This is a genomic window from Paenibacillus sp. Soil522 (assembly GCF_001428245.1).
Taxonomy (GTDB): Bacteria; Bacillota; Bacilli; order Paenibacillales; family Paenibacillaceae; genus Pristimantibacillus.
Genome location: NZ_LMRV01000055.1, coordinates 122,963 through 140,726, shown reverse-complemented (window position 1 = coordinate 140,726; position 17,764 = coordinate 122,963). Strand labels below are relative to the sequence as shown.

Below are 17,764 nucleotides of genomic sequence, written 5' to 3'. Positions count from 1 at the left end.
AACCGAGCTAGCTTCAGTTCTTAATAAGCACGTGCAAATACGACAGTATGCTTGGCTACATCGCCGCATACAAGACATGTTTTCTTTTGCGTTGCAGGCTCGAAAGGAATATTGCGGCTAGTAGCGCCTGTTTCTTCTTTAACCTGTTTCTCGCATGCGGCAGATCCGCACCAGCCAGCTTCTACGAAGCCGCGCTGCTCCTCGAGAAAGCTCTTCATTTCATCAAGCGTATCAACCGAACGCGAGTTGTCGATGCGGAATTGCTTCGCCCGGTTGTACATTTCTTGATGTGTTTCTTCCAGGAGGGCTTCTACTTCAGCGATGAGATTCACTTGCTGTACAATGCGCTTCTCGCCTGTGATGCGGGATACGAGCACAACTTGTCCGTTTTCCATATCACGCGGTCCAAGCTCTAGACGCAGCGGTACGCCGCGCATCTCGTATTCGTTAAATTTCCAGCCTGGACTGACGTCTGCGCGATCGTCCACACGTACCCGTATGCCGGCTTTTTTGAGCTCGGCATAAAGCTCGTCAACACGGCCGACAACCTGCTCGCGCATTTTCGCAGGACCAATCGGAATCATAATAACTTGAGTTGGTGCCACCTTCGGAGGCAGCGCCAGACCGCGATCATCGCCATGAACCATAACTAATGCGCCGATTAGCCTTGTGCTAACGCCCCAAGAAGTCGTATGCGCGAACTGCAATGTATTTTCACGATCAAGAAATTTAATGTCGAAAGCGACCGCAAACTTCGTGCCGAGGTAATGGGAGGTACCTGCTTGTACGGCCTTCCCGTCCTTCATCATCGCCTCGATGGAATACGTATCAACCGCACCCGCGAAACGCTCCGAAGGCGTTTTCTCACCTTTAATAACCGGTATAGCGAGAAACTCCTCTACGAACTGCGTATAAACATCGAGCATCTGCATCGTCTCTTGACGCGCTTCCTCTTCCGTCTCATGAGCTGTATGGCCTTCCTGCCACAAAAATTCGCTCGTCCGCAGGAATGGCATCGTCCGCTTCTCCCAACGAACCACGTTTGCCCATTGGTTAATAAGCAAAGGAAGATCACGATACGATTGAATCCATTTCGAATACATATGGCCAAACATCGTTTCCGATGTCGGACGTATAGCGAGGCGCTCTTCGAGCTTCTCGCCTGCTGCTTCCGTTACCCATGGCAGCTCAGGATTAAAGCCTTCGACATGCTCCTTTTCTTTCTGAAAGAAGCTTTCGGGGATAAATATAGGGAAATATGCATTGCGATGACCGGTTTCCTTGAAGCGCCGGTCCAGATCGCGCTGAATATTTTCCCAAAGCTCATAGCCTTCCGGACGGAACACGATACAGCCCCGTACCGGTGAGTAATCCATAAGCTCCGCTTTTTTAATTGCATCTAAATACCATCTGGAGAAATCTTCGCTTTGTGGCGTAATTTCTGTGACAAACTGTTTATCCTTAGACATGAGCGACTAATTACTCCCCTCTAACCAATCGTAAAATATCATTATAAGTAACTACTAGCATCAGCAGCATGATGAGCGCAAAGCCAACGAAATGCACCATACTTTCCCGGTTTGGATCAATTGGACGACGGCGAATGGCTTCAATTCCCAGGAATATGAGACGACTGCCGTCTAATGCCGGTATCGGCAGCAAGTTGAATATTCCTAAATACAAGCTGAGTAATGCCGTCCACGATGTAAGCTGAGTAATGCCCTGCTGAGCAATCTGACTTGTTACCTCAGCGGTTCGTACAGGACCTCCAAGATCATCAAGCTTGAACTCTCCAAAAATAAGCTTCTTGAACCCTTCAAAAATACTTATCGTCATAGTCTTCATCAGCTTTCCTGCACCAGTAAACGTTTCTTTAAAGGTAGCTGGTCGTTTCGGCATCTCCGGCAGTGTAGACCTAATCCCCACTTTGCCTACCCCTTCTTCGTTTGGCTCAGGCGTTATAATGACCTGCTGGGCTTTGCCATCTCGAATGATATCCATTCTAACAGGCACATTTGGCGATTGTCCGATGATTGCAATCATTTTGTCATAATCCGTACCGATTTTGACACCATTGATCGCATCAATCACGTCGCCCTCTTTCAGATCAACCTTAGATGCAGGCATGCCTTCTGTTATTTCGCCAACGAGCAGCTTATCCGGTGTCCCGACAGGAATACCGGCCATCTGAATATACGCAGCAAACAATACGAATGCGAGTATGAAGTTCATCATCGGCCCTGCAAATATAGCAAGCGCGCGCTGAGCTACCGTTTTGCTGCCGAATTGACGGTCTAGCGGCGCGATCTGCGTTTCCTTGCCTTTTGTAATCATCAACGCAGCGGGATGCACCGCGAAGCTTTCGTTCTCCCCTTCAACGTCCAATGTAACAGCAAGCTTGCGTTCTAAATCAATGGCAACGACTTCACCGCGAATAACACCGCTGCGCTCATCAAGCCGGTCCAAATAGAGCCGGGTGATCCGGTTATCTTTCACACGGACAGCTATCGTTTGCCCTGGCTGAACATCGATGATCTCAGGATCCTCTCCGGCCATCCGAACAAATCCACCTGCAGGAATAAGCCTAAGCGTATATCTGGTCTCACCACGTTTTACGGAAAAGAGTTTTGGTCCGAAGCCAATTGCAAATTCCCGAACCAATATGCCCGCGCGTTTTGCGAAATAGTAATGACCCCATTCGTGGATCGATACGATAACGAAAAAGACGAGTACAGTCAAAAAGACGACTTGAATCATGTGCATTAAGCTGAAGCCTCCTGTTCGTTACGGCCTGTACATAGATTATCATTATTCTCCCGTCCGATACAAGAGAACCGGTATTTGACCGATATTATACGGATTCTGCCAGCTGACGCGCCCAAGCGTCCACTTCTGCGATCATTTGCAAGTCATTGATATCAGATGCTTCGTGTCGACCGACTACTGTCTCCAATATCCGCTCGATGTCAAGAAACGTAATTTCGCCCTTCAAAAAGCGCGCGACGGCTACCTCGTTAGCTGCATTAAATACCGCAGGCGCCGATTGACCCTGACGGCCGCACTCAAAGGCCAGCCTTAGACAAGGATATCTGGCGAAATCCATCTCACGGAAATTCAGCTTGCCGATTTGAGCCAGATTCAGCCTGCCCGTTGGCGTTGCGTTACGCTCCGGATAGGATAAAGCGTATTGAATCGGCACACGCATATCCGGCAGACCAAGCTGTGCGATTATGCTGTGATCGGCGAACTCGACATAAGAATGAATGATGCTTTCCGGATGAATAATGACATCTATTTGATCGTATGTAACATCGAACAGCCATCTTGCCTCGATGACCTCAAGCCCCTTATTGACCATCGTTGCAGAATCAATCGTAATTTTCGCGCCCATTGACCAGTTTGGATGATTGAGCGCTTCAGCAACCGTCACGCCTTCAAGCTGCTCCCTTGTGCGATCGCGAAAAGAACCGCCGGAAGCCGTCAGCGTGATTTGTTTGATCGAATGACGATTTTCACCGTTCAAGCATTGGAATATCGCAGAATGCTCGCTGTCAATCGGCAATACCGATACCCCGTGCTGCCTAGCTCGATCCATCACGATATGACCCGCAGTAACGAGCGTCTCTTTGTTCGCCAAGCCAATCGTTTTGCCGGCTTCAATAGCCGCTAATGTAGCGGGCAGCCCTCTGCTTCCCACAATAGCTGTTACAACGATGTCAGCATCCGTACCAGCCGCGGCTTCGATAAGCCCCTCTTCACCATAGACCGTTCTCGTGCCCGGCGGCATGTGAGGACGTGCGGCGTCAGCAGCTTCCTTTGTTGCTAAGCTTACGAGCACGGGCTTAAATCGCTTCGCTTGCTCTATGATCAGATCGACATTTGTCCCTGCGGATAAGCCGACAACCTTATAGCGTTCAGGATCGTGAGCTACAATATCGAGCGTCTGTGTTCCGATTGAACCTGTCGAACCCAGTATACTTATTTTTTTCATGCAAAAAACCTCCTGACTTATACGGGCAGCAGCTCTGTCAGCACTAACAGCGGAAATACGATGAGCCAGCTGTCGCATCGGTCAAGCACACCGCCATGTCCCGGTAACAACGTGCCTGTATCCTTAATGTCTCTCACCCGCTTGTAAGCCGATTGTATCAGATCTCCGAATTGACCGGCAGCTGCAGCAATTAATCCAATCAGCAAGGCTTTTGGTAAAGCAACAAAATCCGGAATCGTTAAAGCGAATATCGCGGATACGATTAAGGAAAGAAACACGCCCCCCAAGGCGCCTTCAACCGTTTTGTTTGGGCTAATCGACGGCCAGAGCTTTGTTTTTCCGATAGCCCGTCCCGTAAAATAAGCACCTATATCCGATGACCAGATGCACCCAAAGGACAAAAACGTCCATAATAAACCGTACTGCTCGATTTGACGCACTTCAACCATGGCTGCAAAGCCATAACCTACATATAAAGCGCCAAGCAACATAAGTGCGGCGCCATCAATTGTCGTTCTATTTTTTGTAATTACGGTCAGAGCAAGCAGTAAGAAAGCAAGCATCCAAACAATTGTCAGCACTGACGGAACCGTAATCCCCCATTCTGACCAAGGAAGCACGAACAGTAGCACGCCCGCGTATCCGAGCAAAGAAGACGGATGCGACCATGCTACACCATTCATGCGCGCATATTCTGTAAAGCCGATAACTGCAAGTAATATGAGGAGACTCGTATATAACCATCCGCCTGCTACCGTTAGTCCGATGAACCCTGCACCTGCTACAACTCCGGTAATAATTCGTTGTCTCAAAGAGAAGTCACACTCCGATGCTTGAAGCTACAATCCACCATATCGACGCGCACGGCGTTGATATTCCAAAATCGCCTCTTGAAAATGCGCTTCCGTAAATTCCGGCCAATACACATCCGTAAACCACAATTCACTGTATGCAAGCTGCCACATCATAAAATTGCTTAGTCGCAATTCTCCGCTTGTACGAATAAGCAAGTCCGGGTCGGGCAATCCGCTCGTAAGCAATCGGTCGGCCATCACTTTATCATCAATATCATCTATGGCCAATTGTCCATTTTGAACATCTGCTGCGATATTTTTTACAGCTTCAAGCATTTCCTTACGGCTTCCGTAATTTAAAGCAAAATTCAAAACAAGTCCTGTATTATTAGCGGTCTTGACGATTGCTTCTTCAACTGCGCTTATTGTAAATGATGGCAAATCCTCTTTATGTCCCATCATACGGACCTGCACATTATTAGCAATCAGCTCTTCCAATTCGATTTCAAGAAATTGCTGCGGCAGCTTCATGAGGAAATCCACTTCAGCTTTCGGTCTCTTCCAGTTTTCCGTTGAAAACGCATATAACGTCAAATATTTGACGCCTAACCGATCTGCTGCAATTGTAATGCGTTTGACCGCTTTCATGCCGGAATGATGACCTGCCATTCGTGGCAATCCACGATCCTTAGCCCAACGACCGTTCCCGTCCATTATAATCGCAACATGCTCCGGCACATTTTCTAAGGCCACAGAATCAGTCGGCTGTAAGGACGATTTGCCTAGTTTGGCCCAAAGTCGCTCGATCATCTTACTTCCTCCCAACCGAAATCAAAACCAAACCCCACCTATCGGAGGGGCCCAGAGTATCATTATACTTCCATAATTTCTTTTTCTTTGGCAACTAGCACTTTGTCTACTTCAGCAATAAATTTATCCGTTACTTTCTGAATATCCTCTTGATGTCCACGCGATTCGTCTTCAGAAATCGTCGTTTTCTCAAGCTTCTTTATGCCATCGTTAGCGTCACGGCGAATATTGCGAATCGCCACCTTCGCTTCTTCACCAAACTTCTTCGAAGTTTTTACAAGCTCTGCACGACGCTCTTCCGTAAGCGGCGGAATAGAAATACGAATCGCTACGCCATCGTTGGAAGGCGTTAGACCAAGATCCGATTTCATAATCGCTTTCTCGATTGCCGACATAGACGATTTGTCCCACGGTTGAATAAACAAAGTGCGCGAGTCAGGAGTGTTAATGTTAGCCAATTGATTTACAGGCGTCATTGCTCCGTAATATTCCACTTGAATGCGGTCCAGCAAAGAAGGGTTTGCTTTACCAGCGCGTAAGGAGGATAAATCACGTTTTAGCGCCGAGATCGCTTTATCCATACGTTCTTCTGCATTTTTTTTCAAATCTTGTGGCATTATTTTGCACTTCCTCTCACAATCGTTCCGATTTTCTCACCCAGTACGACGCGTTTAATATTCCCTTTCTCCGTAATTGCAAATACGATAAGCGGAATATTATTGTCCATGCAAAGTGAGGCTGCTGTTGAATCCATTACTCCTAGATTACGGTTCAGCATATCCATGTATGTAAGCTCCGCAAACTTCTCAGCAGTATTATCCTTAAATGGATCAGCGGAATATACGCCATCCACTTTGTTTTTCGCCATTAAGATAACTTCTGCTTCGATCTCAGCCGCACGCAGCGCTGCTGTCGTATCCGTTGAGAAGAACGGATTTCCTGTCCCTGCAGCAAAAATAACGACGCGGCCTTTTTCCAAATGACGAATTGCACGGCGTCTGATGTAAGGCTCAGCAATTTGCTGCATTGCGATCGATGTTTGTACGCGGGTTGGCACATCAATTTGTTCCAGTGCATCTTGAAGTGCGAGTGCATTCATAAGGGTAGCCAGCATACCCATGTAATCGGCTGTAGCACGGTCGATCCCTTTTGCAGTGCCGGCAATACCGCGCCAAATGTTGCCGCCGCCGACGACAATCGCTACTTCTATTCCAAGTGCAACGACTTCCTTCACCTGATCAGCAATCGAAGAAATGACCGAAGATTCAATCCCATATCCTTCCGATCCGGACAACGCCTCACCGCTAACTTTCAATACGATACGCTTATAAACAGGATTCTCCAACATTAATACCTCCATCATGCACCTCATTAGAAGAGGCACTTCAAATTTGTTCTATTCATACAAGCAGGCGGGGCGGACGCCCCGCCCCGCCTGTGCGTTCGGATTAATGTTTAACTTGAGCCATTACTTCTTCAACAAAGTTGTCTACTTTTTTCTCTAGGCCTTCACCAAGCTCATAACGAACGAAGCGGCGGATAGAGATGTTTTCGCCGATTTTGCTAATTTTTTCATTAAGCAAAGTAGCGATTGTTTTGTCTGGGTCTTTGATGAAGGATTGCTCAAGAAGACAGAACTCTTCGTAGTATTTCGAAATACGTCCTTCAACCATTTTCTCAACGATTTTTTCCGGTTTGCCTTCGTTTAGCGCTTGAGCTTTCAAAATTTCACGTTCTTTTTCAAGCTCTTCAGAAGAAACATCCTCACGACGAACAAATTTCGGATTAGCTGCTGCGATTTGCATAGCAACATCTCTTGCGAAATCACGGAATTGTTCTGTTTTCGCAACGAAATCTGTTTCGCAGTTAACTTCAACGATAACGCCGATACGGCCGCCAGCGTGGATATACGATTCAACTACGCCTTCAGTTGCAATACGGCCAGCTTTGTTTGCTGCAGCCGCCAAACCTTTTTCACGAAGAAACGCGATCGCTTTTTCGATATCATTGTTTGTTTCGTCCAAAGCTTTCTTGCAATCGAGCATACCTGCTCCAGTTCTTTCACGTAGTTCTTTTACAGCGCTAGCACTAACTGCCATTATAAGCCCTCCTATAAGTTTTACGAAGCCATTTAGCTCCGTAATTATATATTTATTCGAAAAAAGGGCAGTGAGAGGTTTATCACCATCTGACCACCCTTTGTTGACTACCTAAAGCCTCTAAATTAAGCCGTTGTTTGTTCGCCTTGGTTAGCTTCAACGATTGCATCTGCCATTTTCGACGTCAACAATTTAACGGCACGAATTGCATCATCGTTACCTGGGATGACATAGTCGATTTCGTCTGGATCACAGTTCGTATCAACGATACCAACGATTGGGATACCAAGTTTGCGAGCTTCCGCAACAGCGATACGCTCTTTGCGCGGGTCAATGATGAACAACGCGCTTGGCAAACCTTTCATTCCTTTAATACCGCCAAGGAATTTTTCCAAACGGTCTTTTTCTTTACGAAGAATGATAACTTCTTTCTTCGGAAGAACTTCAAAAGTGCCGTCCTCTTCCCATTTCTCAAGCTGTTTCAAACGATCGATACGTTTTTGAATCGTTTGGAAGTTAGTCAAAGTTCCGCCGAGCCAACGTTGGTTGATGTAGAAGTTGCCGCAACGCTCTGCTTCTTCTTTCACGGAATCTTGTGCTTGTTTTTTCGTACCTACGAACAGCATAGTGCCGCCGTCTGCAGCGATCGATTTAACAAAGTTGTACGCTTCGTCAACTTTTTTAACCGTTTTTTGCAAATCGATAATGTAAATTCCGTTTCTTTCTGTGAAGATATAACGATCCATCTTCGGGTTCCAACGACGAGTCTGATGACCGAAGTGTACCCCAGCTTCTAGTAGCTGTTTCATGGAAATAACCGCCATTTCTTCAACACCTCCTGTAATGGTTTTTTAGTGCTCCTCCGCTAGTCGCATCTTTCGCCAAAACTTCCGCCGGGCGGAAGCACCGTTTGACAAAATTGACCCGCGTGCGTTTTTAACACCGTGAATTAATATACCATAAATAACTAGCACGTGCAACAGACGTTTTTCGAAAAGATAGGTTAGCTTTCTTAATTGCTAGCAGTAATCGCATCCGCTTGCGCTTTCGTTATCGGCTGCCCCGTAACGACTGTAATGGCTTCATCCACAGATATATTTTCTTGAAACAAAAAATAACCGGCACGGACCAGCTTTTTCGACTTGTTCATATGACTGATGAAAGCTGCCTGGTCATGAATAATATTTTGTCCGGCAAGCAGCTCCGCCGTTTTGGCTATTCCTAAACCCGCTTCGATCCGGATGACATGCACAGCTGCGGCCTTCTCCTTGACTGGCTCGGTGGGTGCGGTCTCTTTAGTCTTACCCCCGCTTAGCTCCTCCTTGACCGGCTTAACGGAGGCGGAAGGCTGCTCTTTCAGTCTCTCTGCCTCAAGTAATGCATCGACTTCTGCACGCGTATAAAGCTTCTCAGCCGTTTCATTCCCAAATTGGCCCAGCTTTTGTCTGCTCTGCTCGCCTGAGAGCATGAGCTGGAAAAGTAAAGCCCCTAGGATGATACCCGAGCCGAGGCCAATCAGAAATGCCCGGTTTTTAAGCATGGACAGCCGCCTCCTGCTTTGCCAGTTGAATAATAAGCTGTACCTCGCCTTTATTCATTCCAAGCTTTTTGGATATCATTTCTATGGATTTGCCTTGCTCATATAACATGAAAAGCTCCGAGTACCGGGCATGGATACTGTTAATCATCGGAGGTTCTTCAATTATGGGCTCTTGCTGCAGAGCATGCTTCACTTCATGCTTAGTCGTATCGATTGCTTTGGTTTGGGGAGGAGTATCATTCTGGAGCGCCAACGATGCAGAATGGGATAGTGCCAATTGCAGCTGCTCTGCAAGCAGTTCGCATTTTTTCTCCAGCTGAGCAATCCTTTGCTCTTGGCGCTCAGCATCAGATTTTGTCTCCTGCTGCGCTTTTCTGACTAGGAGAACGAGGTCTTCATTATCCTTCTCCATGTTTTCCATAAACTGCTCTAATGCGGTTTCTATATTTTGTATAGTTTGCGGCGGAAGTGCTCTATCCTGCTTTTTCCGAGGCATTACAAAGGCGCCAACAATGACAACCGCTCCGAATAATACAATATATTGCAAATATGGCTGCATCGTTCATAGCCTGCCTTTCTAATATTCGCCTTTTATTTTTTTACAATTTTATATCTAACTTATGCCCTTTAAAAGGATGAGCCGGAGGCTGCTCTTGCTCACTATCCGCAGTCTCCGAATCTGAACGCTTCTGACTTGGCTTCTGATAAGCATTCCCCTGCTGCCCATCATTCCCGCTGCGGACATGAAGCCCATTCGATTGCTCTATAGCACTATTTTTCCCTAATTTGTGCTATCTATTTGGTATACGGAAGTAGAACGATATCGCCTTCAGAATACCGGAATGATACACGCTGCGATGAATCCTTCACGAACTTGGTATATCTGCCTATCACGATTTTCGTTCCACCATACACAATATTGCTAACATCGATCTTCGAGCGGTCAGCATCCTCAAGCGATTTCTCAATATTAAGAATTCTGTCTTTAGTATGGTCATTTTCCAGGAGCATTTGACGCTTCGTAGCCGTAAGTTTAATGCGCAATGCCAGCTTTTCCGGAGACAACTGGCCTGCTGCTGCCAATTGATCCAAAATAGCAAGAGCCTTATCCGTTTTGTCCAAATTTTCCATATTCTGTTTAAGTCTGGTTCTCAGCTCGAGCAGCTCTATACGGTATTCAGGCTTTACGCCTACCTCAATCGTCGTTGCTGTGGACATGGAGTTCCCGACCGTTCGAGCGCTGACAAAATCGCCTGCCTGCACGAGCCCGCCAACGATTAATCCTTTGGCGCCGGAGCAAATGACATTTTTCCCCGCTCTTACATGCGAATGCATGATGCTTTGGGAGACGAGCACCTCTTCACCGGCCACTACATTGCCTTCTTGAATGAATGTGCTTCGCACATTACGTCCAGCCTTTACAAAACCTTTATTGCTCCCCAGGATGCCGCCCGTAATTTCAACGGAACCCTCTGACTCGATTTCAGCCCCTTCGACACCGCCAATTACCCGAATATCGCCGGATGCTTTGATCCGGAAACCGCTCAGCACATTGCCTCTAATGACTACCGTTCCTACAAAATCAATGTTTCCGACGCTATAATCGACGTCGCCATTCACTTCATAAACAGGAAAAACATTGATTTTCTCTTTTTCCGTAAGTGAAATAAGACCGTCAATAGCGGAGTACATCCCTGTCTGGCCATCGTTGAGCACGACATTTTTGCCAACTTTAAATCTGACATGCTTGCCGAGCTTGGCCGGAATTTCCTCGCCCGTTACGGTTTTTCCGAACGGTCCCGGCTGAGGATCGAAGCGTTCTGCAATCAATTGACCGCGCTTGATGTTTTTGAGCTGCACGACCTCTTTAAAGTCGACCTTTCCATGCTCAAGCTCCGCAGGGGCGCTAATCCCAGATTCCATATCATAGACAAGCTTGATAAAGCCGTCCTTACCTGGTACTGGAGGCTCACCTTGTGCAACCAGCGTCTGCTCCTTATGATATGCCGGAGGATTAGCAGCAATTTGATTCAGAACTTCAGTTTTCAAGCCGTGAACGACCCCCTTGCTGCGCACGAAACGCTCTAGCTCGTCGCCCTTACACTTAAATTCATCTGAAACTCGGCTAAATGTTAAAAATGCAGCCAGCTTATCAGCTGATATCTGAATGCTAAGGTATGATTCAAATTGTAGATTATCCACTATACTGCCCTCCTTTCTAATGCTGCAAGAGTTGATCTTTATGCTTAGCCAAAGCTCCCCGCAGCCGCAAAATCGCTTTCGAGTGGAGCTGGGAAATTCTCGATGGTGATAATGTCATTACTTCAGCAATTTCACTTAATGATAATTCCTCGTAGTAAAACAGAGAAACGACTGTGCGTTCCTTTTCCGTAAGCCGTTCAATACCTTTAATCAATGATTCTTTTAAATAAAACTCATGTACCTTATGATCCGGATTTTTTGCTTTGTCATCTATAAGCAATGACATTCTCGTCTCCGATTCCTCTTCCCTAATCGGATCTTCCAAGGAGCACACGGTTGTGACCGCAATATCTTGGAGCATGTTCGTAAATTCTTTCTCAGAGACTTCAAGGTAACGACTAATCTCAGCATCAGTTACGGATCGCAAATATTGCTGCTCCAAATGCTGATAAGCCTCTTCCACTCTTTTCGCTTTCTCCCTTACGGAACGCGGAACCCAGTCCCCCTGCCGTAATCCATCAATAATGGCACCGCGAATACGCCAAGACGCATAGGTTTCGAATTGCAAGCCGCGTAGGTAATCAAATTTCTCGATCGCATCAATAAGGCCCATTACGCCATTGCTGTAAAGATCGTCCTTAATAACGTTTTTTGGAAGCCCGATCGCCATTCGATTCGTAACATAATCAACAAGCGGCAAGTATTGCTCGATAAGCCTTTTCTTAGCTTCCAAATCGCCCTGTTCTCTCCATGCTTGCCACATCTGCAAGTTTGTCAAATGAGGGGTTTTCTGCTCGATCATCGACTCACTCTCCTGTCAGGTGACGAATGGCTTTAACCAATTCTTCCGGCTGAGTATTTTTTGTAGATAATAATTGTGGAGGATTTAATGGTCGAAAGCCGGCTGCTTCATTAGATAAAGCATCAGCGGATGGCGCTGACCCGCCATCCTGCAGCTGCGATTTTAGCATTTGGTTAATATCCATTGACTCATCAGGAGTTTGCAAATCAAGCAGTGTGCCTTTGCCTTCTTCATCTTCGGTCTGCTCGCCCACAAGAGATGGGGGCTGAAGAATATATGCCAATATTGCCCGTACTCCATACGCTAGAACAAAAAAAGCGATGAAAGCATACATACTTCTAAGCAGCATAACAGTAATCGGATTGTTTCCGATCGAGAAAGCTACCGTAAGCACGGTGCCAAAAATACCAAATACGACATTCCATCGCCATGTCCCCAGCATATCAAATCTCCTTTGTTCCAAACTGCACGCTTCTGATGGACAGCATTCCGCTTGTACTGTCAAATTCAATCGTCCGTCCAAAGCTTCCTCCCGTATCCTGAGAAATAACCGGGATTTTAAATCTTCGCAGCATCTCCGTACATGACTCTACGTTACGGGGACCAATTCTTAAGGAATCAGTATGGCCCGTCATGGCAAACATTTGAGCACCACCAGCCATCTTTGCTTTCATCCGCTCGACATATGCGCCGGCTGTTATCATCCGATCAAGCAATTCGGGGATGGCAGTATCGGCATATTTGGCCAAGTTCATTTTAATCTCTCGGGCAATTTCTGATGACGGCAGCATCACATGTGCCATTCCGGCAATTTTTCGGACGGGGTCATACAGAGTAAGCCCCACACAAGATCCTAAGCCGGTCGTTTTGAGTATTGCTCCATCAGTTGCAATATTTAAATCAGCCATGCCGACTTTGACCAAATTTTGTTGTATCATTCGCTAACGACTCCCAAAGCCCTAAAAATCTTTTCAAACGACTCTGGATCTGGAATGAGGAAGAAGTGTCCTTCAAGTGATTGGCAATCTTCCAAAAATGTCGTTTCGATTAGAAGGGCCGAGTCCCCCATCTCTCCGTACTGCATTAACCCGTAGCTCAGTACGGCTCCTGCCATATCTACTGCTATAGCAGGAACGGATGGGGCCATCGTTAAATGCATAAAATCAGCTAAAGAGGATAAATAAGAGCCTGCCAAAATATTGCCGATCTCGCATAGCGCAGACAGCTCCATTTCGGAGTAGCCATCCTTCTCCTCAATGTTCATCGAAAGCAGCTGACGCAATATACGTCTGGCAGATGCTTCTTCTATTATGAAAAACATGTTGCCGGGAGCTTCTCCTTCCACCCGAAGAAACACGGCGAGCACGATTTGTTCGGAGCCGCCAACCCGTTCTGCAACCTCTTCGAAGGGGAGTAAGCTTACTTTTGGTACAGCCATATCGACTGGTTTGTCTAATAAGCGCGATAGCGCGGTCGCAGCGTTACCTGCCCCGATGTTGCCGACTTCTTTCAATACATCCAGTTCAAATGCTTCAAAGCGGCTAAATAGGTTCACTAGTTATACCTCTATTTGCTCTAATTGAATGATTTCGCTCTTGTTCAACACCTCGGACAAGTTCAGCATGATGAGAAGTCGACCTTCACCAAGCTTTGCAATGCCTCTTAAGTATTTAGCTTTAATGCCTCCAACAATTTCCGGCGGCAAATCGATCGTATCCGTATCGATATCGATGACATCATTCGCTGAATCAACGATAAAGCCAACCTCGATGTCCTCTGCAACGACAACAATAATTCTGGAGTTTTCGGTAGCCGTCGTTTCCGGCAGGTTAAAACGGCCACGCAGGTCGATGACAGGAACGACCACGCCGCGCAAATTAATAACCCCTTTGATAAAAGCAGCAGTTTTCGGGACGCGCGTAATCGGAGATATTCTTTCAATCGTGCGGACCTTATCTACTTCAATTCCGTACTCTTCGTTGCCAAGTGCGAACACGATAACTTTTAATTCTTCCCCCATCTTAAAAACCTCCCTATTTGATTAATGCATTCGGATCAATAATCAATGCGACATACCCGTCGCCAAGTATCGTTGCGCCAGAAATCGCTTCAATATTCGTTAAATATTTGCCTAATGTTTTTAGGACAATTTCACTTTGGCCAATAAATTCATCAACCATAACGGCAGCCCATTTCTCGCCTTTACGAATGACTACAATTTCGGTTTCTTGCTCGTTAATTTCATTGAAATCCGGAGATTCAAGCACTTTGCTAAGCGATATCAACGGTATGATCGTGTTTCTAAACTCAATCATTTTATGGCCATGAACATGCAAAATTTGTTCCTTGCGAATGATTCCGGTTTCGACGATAGAGGATAAAGGAATTGCATATTTCTCAGAGCCCAGCTGAATAAGCATCGCCGAAATAATAGAAAGGGTTAACGGCAGCTGAACTGAAAACTTTGTTCCTCTTCCAAATACGGAATCGATTGTCACGTTACCGCCTAAAGAGGTGATTTTGGACCGCACGACATCTAGACCGACGCCTCGTCCTGAAATATCCGAAATTTTATCGGCGGTGCTGAAGCCTGCTGCAAAAATAAGCATATTGATTTCATCCGGGGACAGCAGCTTAGCTTGCTCCTCGGAGACGACACCATTTTTAACAGCTGTTTTGAGAACACGTTCTTGGTGGATGCCGCGGCCATCCTCTTCCACTTCGATAAAGACATGATTTCCGCTGTGATAGGCACGCAGGTAGATTGTACCTGTTTCCGGCTTACCGGCTGCAATTCGCTCATCGACGGTTTCAATGCCATGGTCAACCGAATTACGAAGCAAGTGAACTAGCGGGTCGCCAATTTCATCAATAACGGTACGGTCAAGTTCTGTGTCAGCACCTGTAATGACAAGATCAATTTTTTTGTCTAACGATTTAGCCAAATCTCTAATCATTCGAGGGAAACGATTGAAAACGGAATCCACAGGAACCATCCGCAGCTTAAGAACGATGCTTTGCAGGTCCGAGCTTACGCGTGTCATATGCTCTACCGTTTCGGTTAAGTCGTTTCGCTTAATTTCGCTAGAAAGCTGCTCAAGTCTTACGCGATCGATGAGCAATTCGCTAAACAAGTTCATAAGTGTATCCAATCGCTCAATATCGACACGAATTGTTCGGGATACATTAGCTGGTGCGGCAGAAGCTTGTCCTTTGCTTGCTGCTGCTTCACGCGGCGCATCTCCACCAGCTTTCGACGGAGTATCAGCCTTCGCAACCTCAGCAGCCTCAATAACTTCTACTGCCGCAGCTGCATGGGATTGACTGAGTACAGCTAACGTTTCTGAGTCCAGTAACGTTACAACAGCAGACTCAATCTCAGATATGTTAAGAAGCTGTGCTTGAAGATCTTCCTGTGTCACTTGAGAAATTGTAAACACAGTGAAGGTGAAATCGAACTTTTCCTGCTCAATATCCTGAACGGACGGATCGGATTTAATAACTTCTCCCGTACGTTCAAGCAGTTCAAACACCATATAAGCGCGAACCGCTTTTAGCATGCAATTATCGCGAATAGCTATCTGAATGTGAAAAACGTTGTGGCCCGTCTCGATCGATTGAAGCAATACGGAGGATTGGAATTCATCGAGCAGCATCACCCCTGATGCGCTTGAACCTGAAGCGCCTGCTGAACTTGCTGCCACTGCTCCAGCTTCAACCGCTTTGCTCGCACTATAGTCGCTCTTTAAAATAATTTGCAATGAGTTCACGATGGAAGTGACGTCAGCTTTCCCTGTACCTCCGCCTACGATATCCTGGACCATCGCTTCAAGCGCATCCAGGCCTTTAAACAAGGTGTCAAAAATAAAGCTGTCCATTTTCAGCTTGCTGTTTCGAACGAGGTCGAGCACGTTTTCCATTTCATGCGTCAGCGCAGCCAAATCTTCAAAGCCCATAGTGGCCGACATCCCTTTCAGCGTATGAGCTGAACGAAATATATTTTGAACGATACTAAGCTCCTCAGGTTCGCTTTCCAGTCGAAGCAAGTTTTCATTCAACGCTTGCAGGTGATCATTAGATTCATCGATAAACATCGATAAATAGGCATTCATATCCATTTCCCAGCACCTCCTGTAAGTATGGTTAAGCGATCTAGCCTATTTATTTCAGCACTGCCTGCACAAGCTGCGGGGCAATGTGCTGCAGCGGCAGTACTTTGCCCACGCAACCAGCCTCAACCGCGGACCTGGGCATGCCATAAACGACACAGGTTTCTTCTGCTTCGGCAATCGTTGTTTCGGCACCGCATTCGACTAGCAGCTTCATGCCCTTCGCGCCATCGCTTCCCATACCCGTCATGATGACTGCATGCCGCTTAAGCTCCCGAAATGCTGTCAACGAGTCAAACAAAACGTCGACGGAAGGGCGATGACCGTTGCGTTGAGGCTGCTCAGTCAATAATATCAAGTAGCCGGACGAATCCTTAGCAAGCTCCATGTGATATCCGCCAGGTGCAAGATAAACAACTCCAGCAACCACCCTCTGCCCCTGCTCCGCCTCAACAACATGCAGCCCGCTAAAGCTATCAAGCCGCTGAGCAAGCGATTTTGTAAATTTTGGAGGCATATGTTGTACGATAAGCACAGGAGCCGGAAAATCAGCAGGCAAAGAAGTAATGACTTCATGGAGCGCTCTCGGTCCGCCTGTCGATGTACCGATTGCTACTATATGTTTGAAAACTGCTTGCAGACCGCTAAACTTGGCCTTTTTTATAGAGGGTGGCTCTGCAAAAAGAGGTTTAGCATCAGCCAGCGATTCCTTGATGACGGATTTGCGAGCAGCAAACGCCGAAGCGGCCTTACTCGGCTCAGCTACTTCAGGCTTTGCGCCTTTTGGTTTTGTATGTAAAGGGGTTACCTCTTGCTGCAGCCGCTGCTTGTGCTCTACTTTCGAAAAAACCGGCTTGTACCGATCTTTGATAGGTGCAGGCAGCGGTGCAATAACAGGCTCCTCAAGCTGCAGTGGCTTTTTCAAAGTATGGTCTCTACTATGTATAATTGGCTTTGCTTCTTCGACAATCGACTCCGGCATCTCGCTAATCGTAATGACAGGTTGATGCCGCTTCGTCAGCACGGCGAAACGCAATTTCTCAAGCAAAACCTCGCCGACCTGATGAATATCGTTCGAAATGGCGCTTGAAGGCTTTCTTATAAAGTCGAATGCGCCGAATTGCAGCGCCTTAATCGTCTCTCTCGTATTGTCCTCGCTAATTCCCGAGAGCATGATGACAGGCGTTGGGTTGTCTTTCATTATCCTTTTCAGTGCTTCTATTCCGTTCATTAACGGCATTTCCAAATCTAATGTAACAGCATCCGGTTTCCATTCCCGAACGGCTTCAATGGCGTCTAATCCATTTTCAGCAGTCGCCACAATCGTAAATTGCGGATCTTTAACAATTAAATCGCTTATGAATTTCCGCATAAATCCGGAATCATCAACAACAAGAATACGATAAGGAGCCATTTT

At 46.6% G+C, this 17,764-nt stretch carries 19 protein-coding genes; all 19 read right to left on the bottom strand.

Annotated features, from left to right (window positions below):
- Positions 1–20 precede the first annotated feature (20 nt).
- The 19 genes from proS to ASG81_RS18225 all read right to left on the bottom strand — a co-directional run bounded on the left by proS (position 21) and on the right by ASG81_RS18225 (position 17,761).
- Positions 21–1,469, bottom strand: a complete 1,449-nt coding sequence (gene proS / locus ASG81_RS18315) for a proline--tRNA ligase (RefSeq protein ID WP_056637207.1) — start codon at positions 1,467–1,469, stop codon at positions 21–23.
- 10 nt (positions 1,470–1,479) lie between these two features.
- Positions 1,480–2,763 (bottom strand): RIP metalloprotease RseP, encoded by a 1,284-nt coding sequence (rseP, locus tag ASG81_RS18310; RefSeq protein WP_056637204.1) that lies wholly within the window; start codon positions 2,761–2,763, stop codon positions 1,480–1,482.
- 88 nt (positions 2,764–2,851) lie between these two features.
- Positions 2,852–3,991, bottom strand: a complete 1,140-nt coding sequence (locus ASG81_RS18305) for a 1-deoxy-D-xylulose-5-phosphate reductoisomerase (protein ID WP_056637201.1) — start codon at positions 3,989–3,991, stop codon at positions 2,852–2,854.
- Positions 3,992–4,008: 17 nt separating this feature from the next.
- On the bottom strand, positions 4,009–4,803 hold the full coding sequence (locus ASG81_RS18300) for a phosphatidate cytidylyltransferase (RefSeq protein ID WP_056637198.1): 795 nt from the start codon (positions 4,801–4,803) through the stop codon (positions 4,009–4,011).
- Between the two features lie 27 nt (positions 4,804–4,830).
- Complete coding sequence (locus ASG81_RS18295; RefSeq protein WP_056637195.1) at positions 4,831–5,595, bottom strand: isoprenyl transferase; 765 nt, start codon at positions 5,593–5,595, stop codon at positions 4,831–4,833.
- Between the two features lie 62 nt (positions 5,596–5,657).
- Positions 5,658–6,212, bottom strand: a complete 555-nt coding sequence (frr, locus tag ASG81_RS18290) for a ribosome recycling factor (RefSeq protein WP_056637192.1) — start codon at positions 6,210–6,212, stop codon at positions 5,658–5,660.
- Entirely contained in the window at positions 6,212–6,940 is a 729-nt protein-coding gene (pyrH, locus tag ASG81_RS18285) for a UMP kinase (protein WP_056637721.1), read from the bottom strand. Before pyrH ends, frr begins: the two co-directional genes overlap by 1 nt.
- A 103-nt stretch (positions 6,941–7,043) precedes the next feature.
- Positions 7,044–7,709, bottom strand: coding sequence for a translation elongation factor Ts (gene tsf, locus ASG81_RS18280; RefSeq protein WP_442952919.1), 666 nt, complete (start codon positions 7,707–7,709; stop codon positions 7,044–7,046).
- Positions 7,710–7,819: 110 nt separating this feature from the next.
- Positions 7,820–8,518, bottom strand: coding sequence for a 30S ribosomal protein S2 (gene rpsB, locus ASG81_RS18275; protein WP_053375748.1), 699 nt, complete (start codon positions 8,516–8,518; stop codon positions 7,820–7,822).
- A 188-nt stretch (positions 8,519–8,706) separates the two neighbouring features.
- A complete protein-coding gene (locus ASG81_RS18270) occupies positions 8,707–9,234 on the bottom strand; it encodes a hypothetical protein (protein WP_056637186.1) in 528 nt (175 codons plus the stop codon).
- Positions 9,227–9,793, bottom strand: a complete 567-nt coding sequence (locus ASG81_RS18265) for a DUF6115 domain-containing protein (RefSeq protein ID WP_056637183.1) — start codon at positions 9,791–9,793, stop codon at positions 9,227–9,229. Before ASG81_RS18265 ends, ASG81_RS18270 begins: the two co-directional genes overlap by 8 nt.
- 236 nt (positions 9,794–10,029) lie before the next feature.
- Positions 10,030–11,439 (bottom strand): DUF342 domain-containing protein, encoded by a 1,410-nt coding sequence (locus tag ASG81_RS18260; RefSeq protein WP_442952918.1) that lies wholly within the window; start codon positions 11,437–11,439, stop codon positions 10,030–10,032.
- Positions 11,440–11,452: 13 nt separating this feature from the next.
- Positions 11,453–12,238: a FliA/WhiG family RNA polymerase sigma factor gene (locus ASG81_RS18255; RefSeq protein ID WP_056637175.1), complete on the bottom strand. Its 786-nt coding sequence runs from the start codon at positions 12,236–12,238 to the stop codon at positions 11,453–11,455.
- Positions 12,239–12,242: 4 nt separating this feature from the next.
- Positions 12,243–12,680, bottom strand: a complete 438-nt coding sequence (locus tag ASG81_RS18250) for a hypothetical protein (protein WP_056637172.1) — start codon at positions 12,678–12,680, stop codon at positions 12,243–12,245.
- A gap of 1 nt (position 12,681) precedes the next feature.
- On the bottom strand, positions 12,682–13,176 hold the full coding sequence (locus tag ASG81_RS18245; protein ID WP_056637169.1) for a chemotaxis protein CheD: 495 nt from the start codon (positions 13,174–13,176) through the stop codon (positions 12,682–12,684).
- Positions 13,173–13,793, bottom strand: coding sequence for a chemotaxis protein CheC (locus tag ASG81_RS18240; protein ID WP_056637166.1), 621 nt, complete (start codon positions 13,791–13,793; stop codon positions 13,173–13,175). Before ASG81_RS18240 ends, ASG81_RS18245 begins: the two co-directional genes overlap by 4 nt.
- A 3-nt stretch (positions 13,794–13,796) precedes the next feature.
- Positions 13,797–14,258: a chemotaxis protein CheW gene (locus tag ASG81_RS18235; protein ID WP_056637163.1), complete on the bottom strand. Its 462-nt coding sequence runs from the start codon at positions 14,256–14,258 to the stop codon at positions 13,797–13,799.
- 13 nt (positions 14,259–14,271) lie between these two features.
- Positions 14,272–16,356 carry a chemotaxis protein CheA gene (locus ASG81_RS18230; protein ID WP_056637160.1) on the bottom strand — a complete coding sequence of 695 codons (2,085 nt, stop codon included), beginning with the start codon at positions 16,354–16,356 and terminating at the stop codon, positions 14,272–14,274.
- A 43-nt stretch (positions 16,357–16,399) separates the two neighbouring features.
- Entirely contained in the window at positions 16,400–17,761 is a 1,362-nt protein-coding gene (locus tag ASG81_RS18225) for a protein-glutamate methylesterase/protein-glutamine glutaminase (protein WP_056637156.1), read from the bottom strand.
- Positions 17,762–17,764 lie beyond the last annotated feature (3 nt).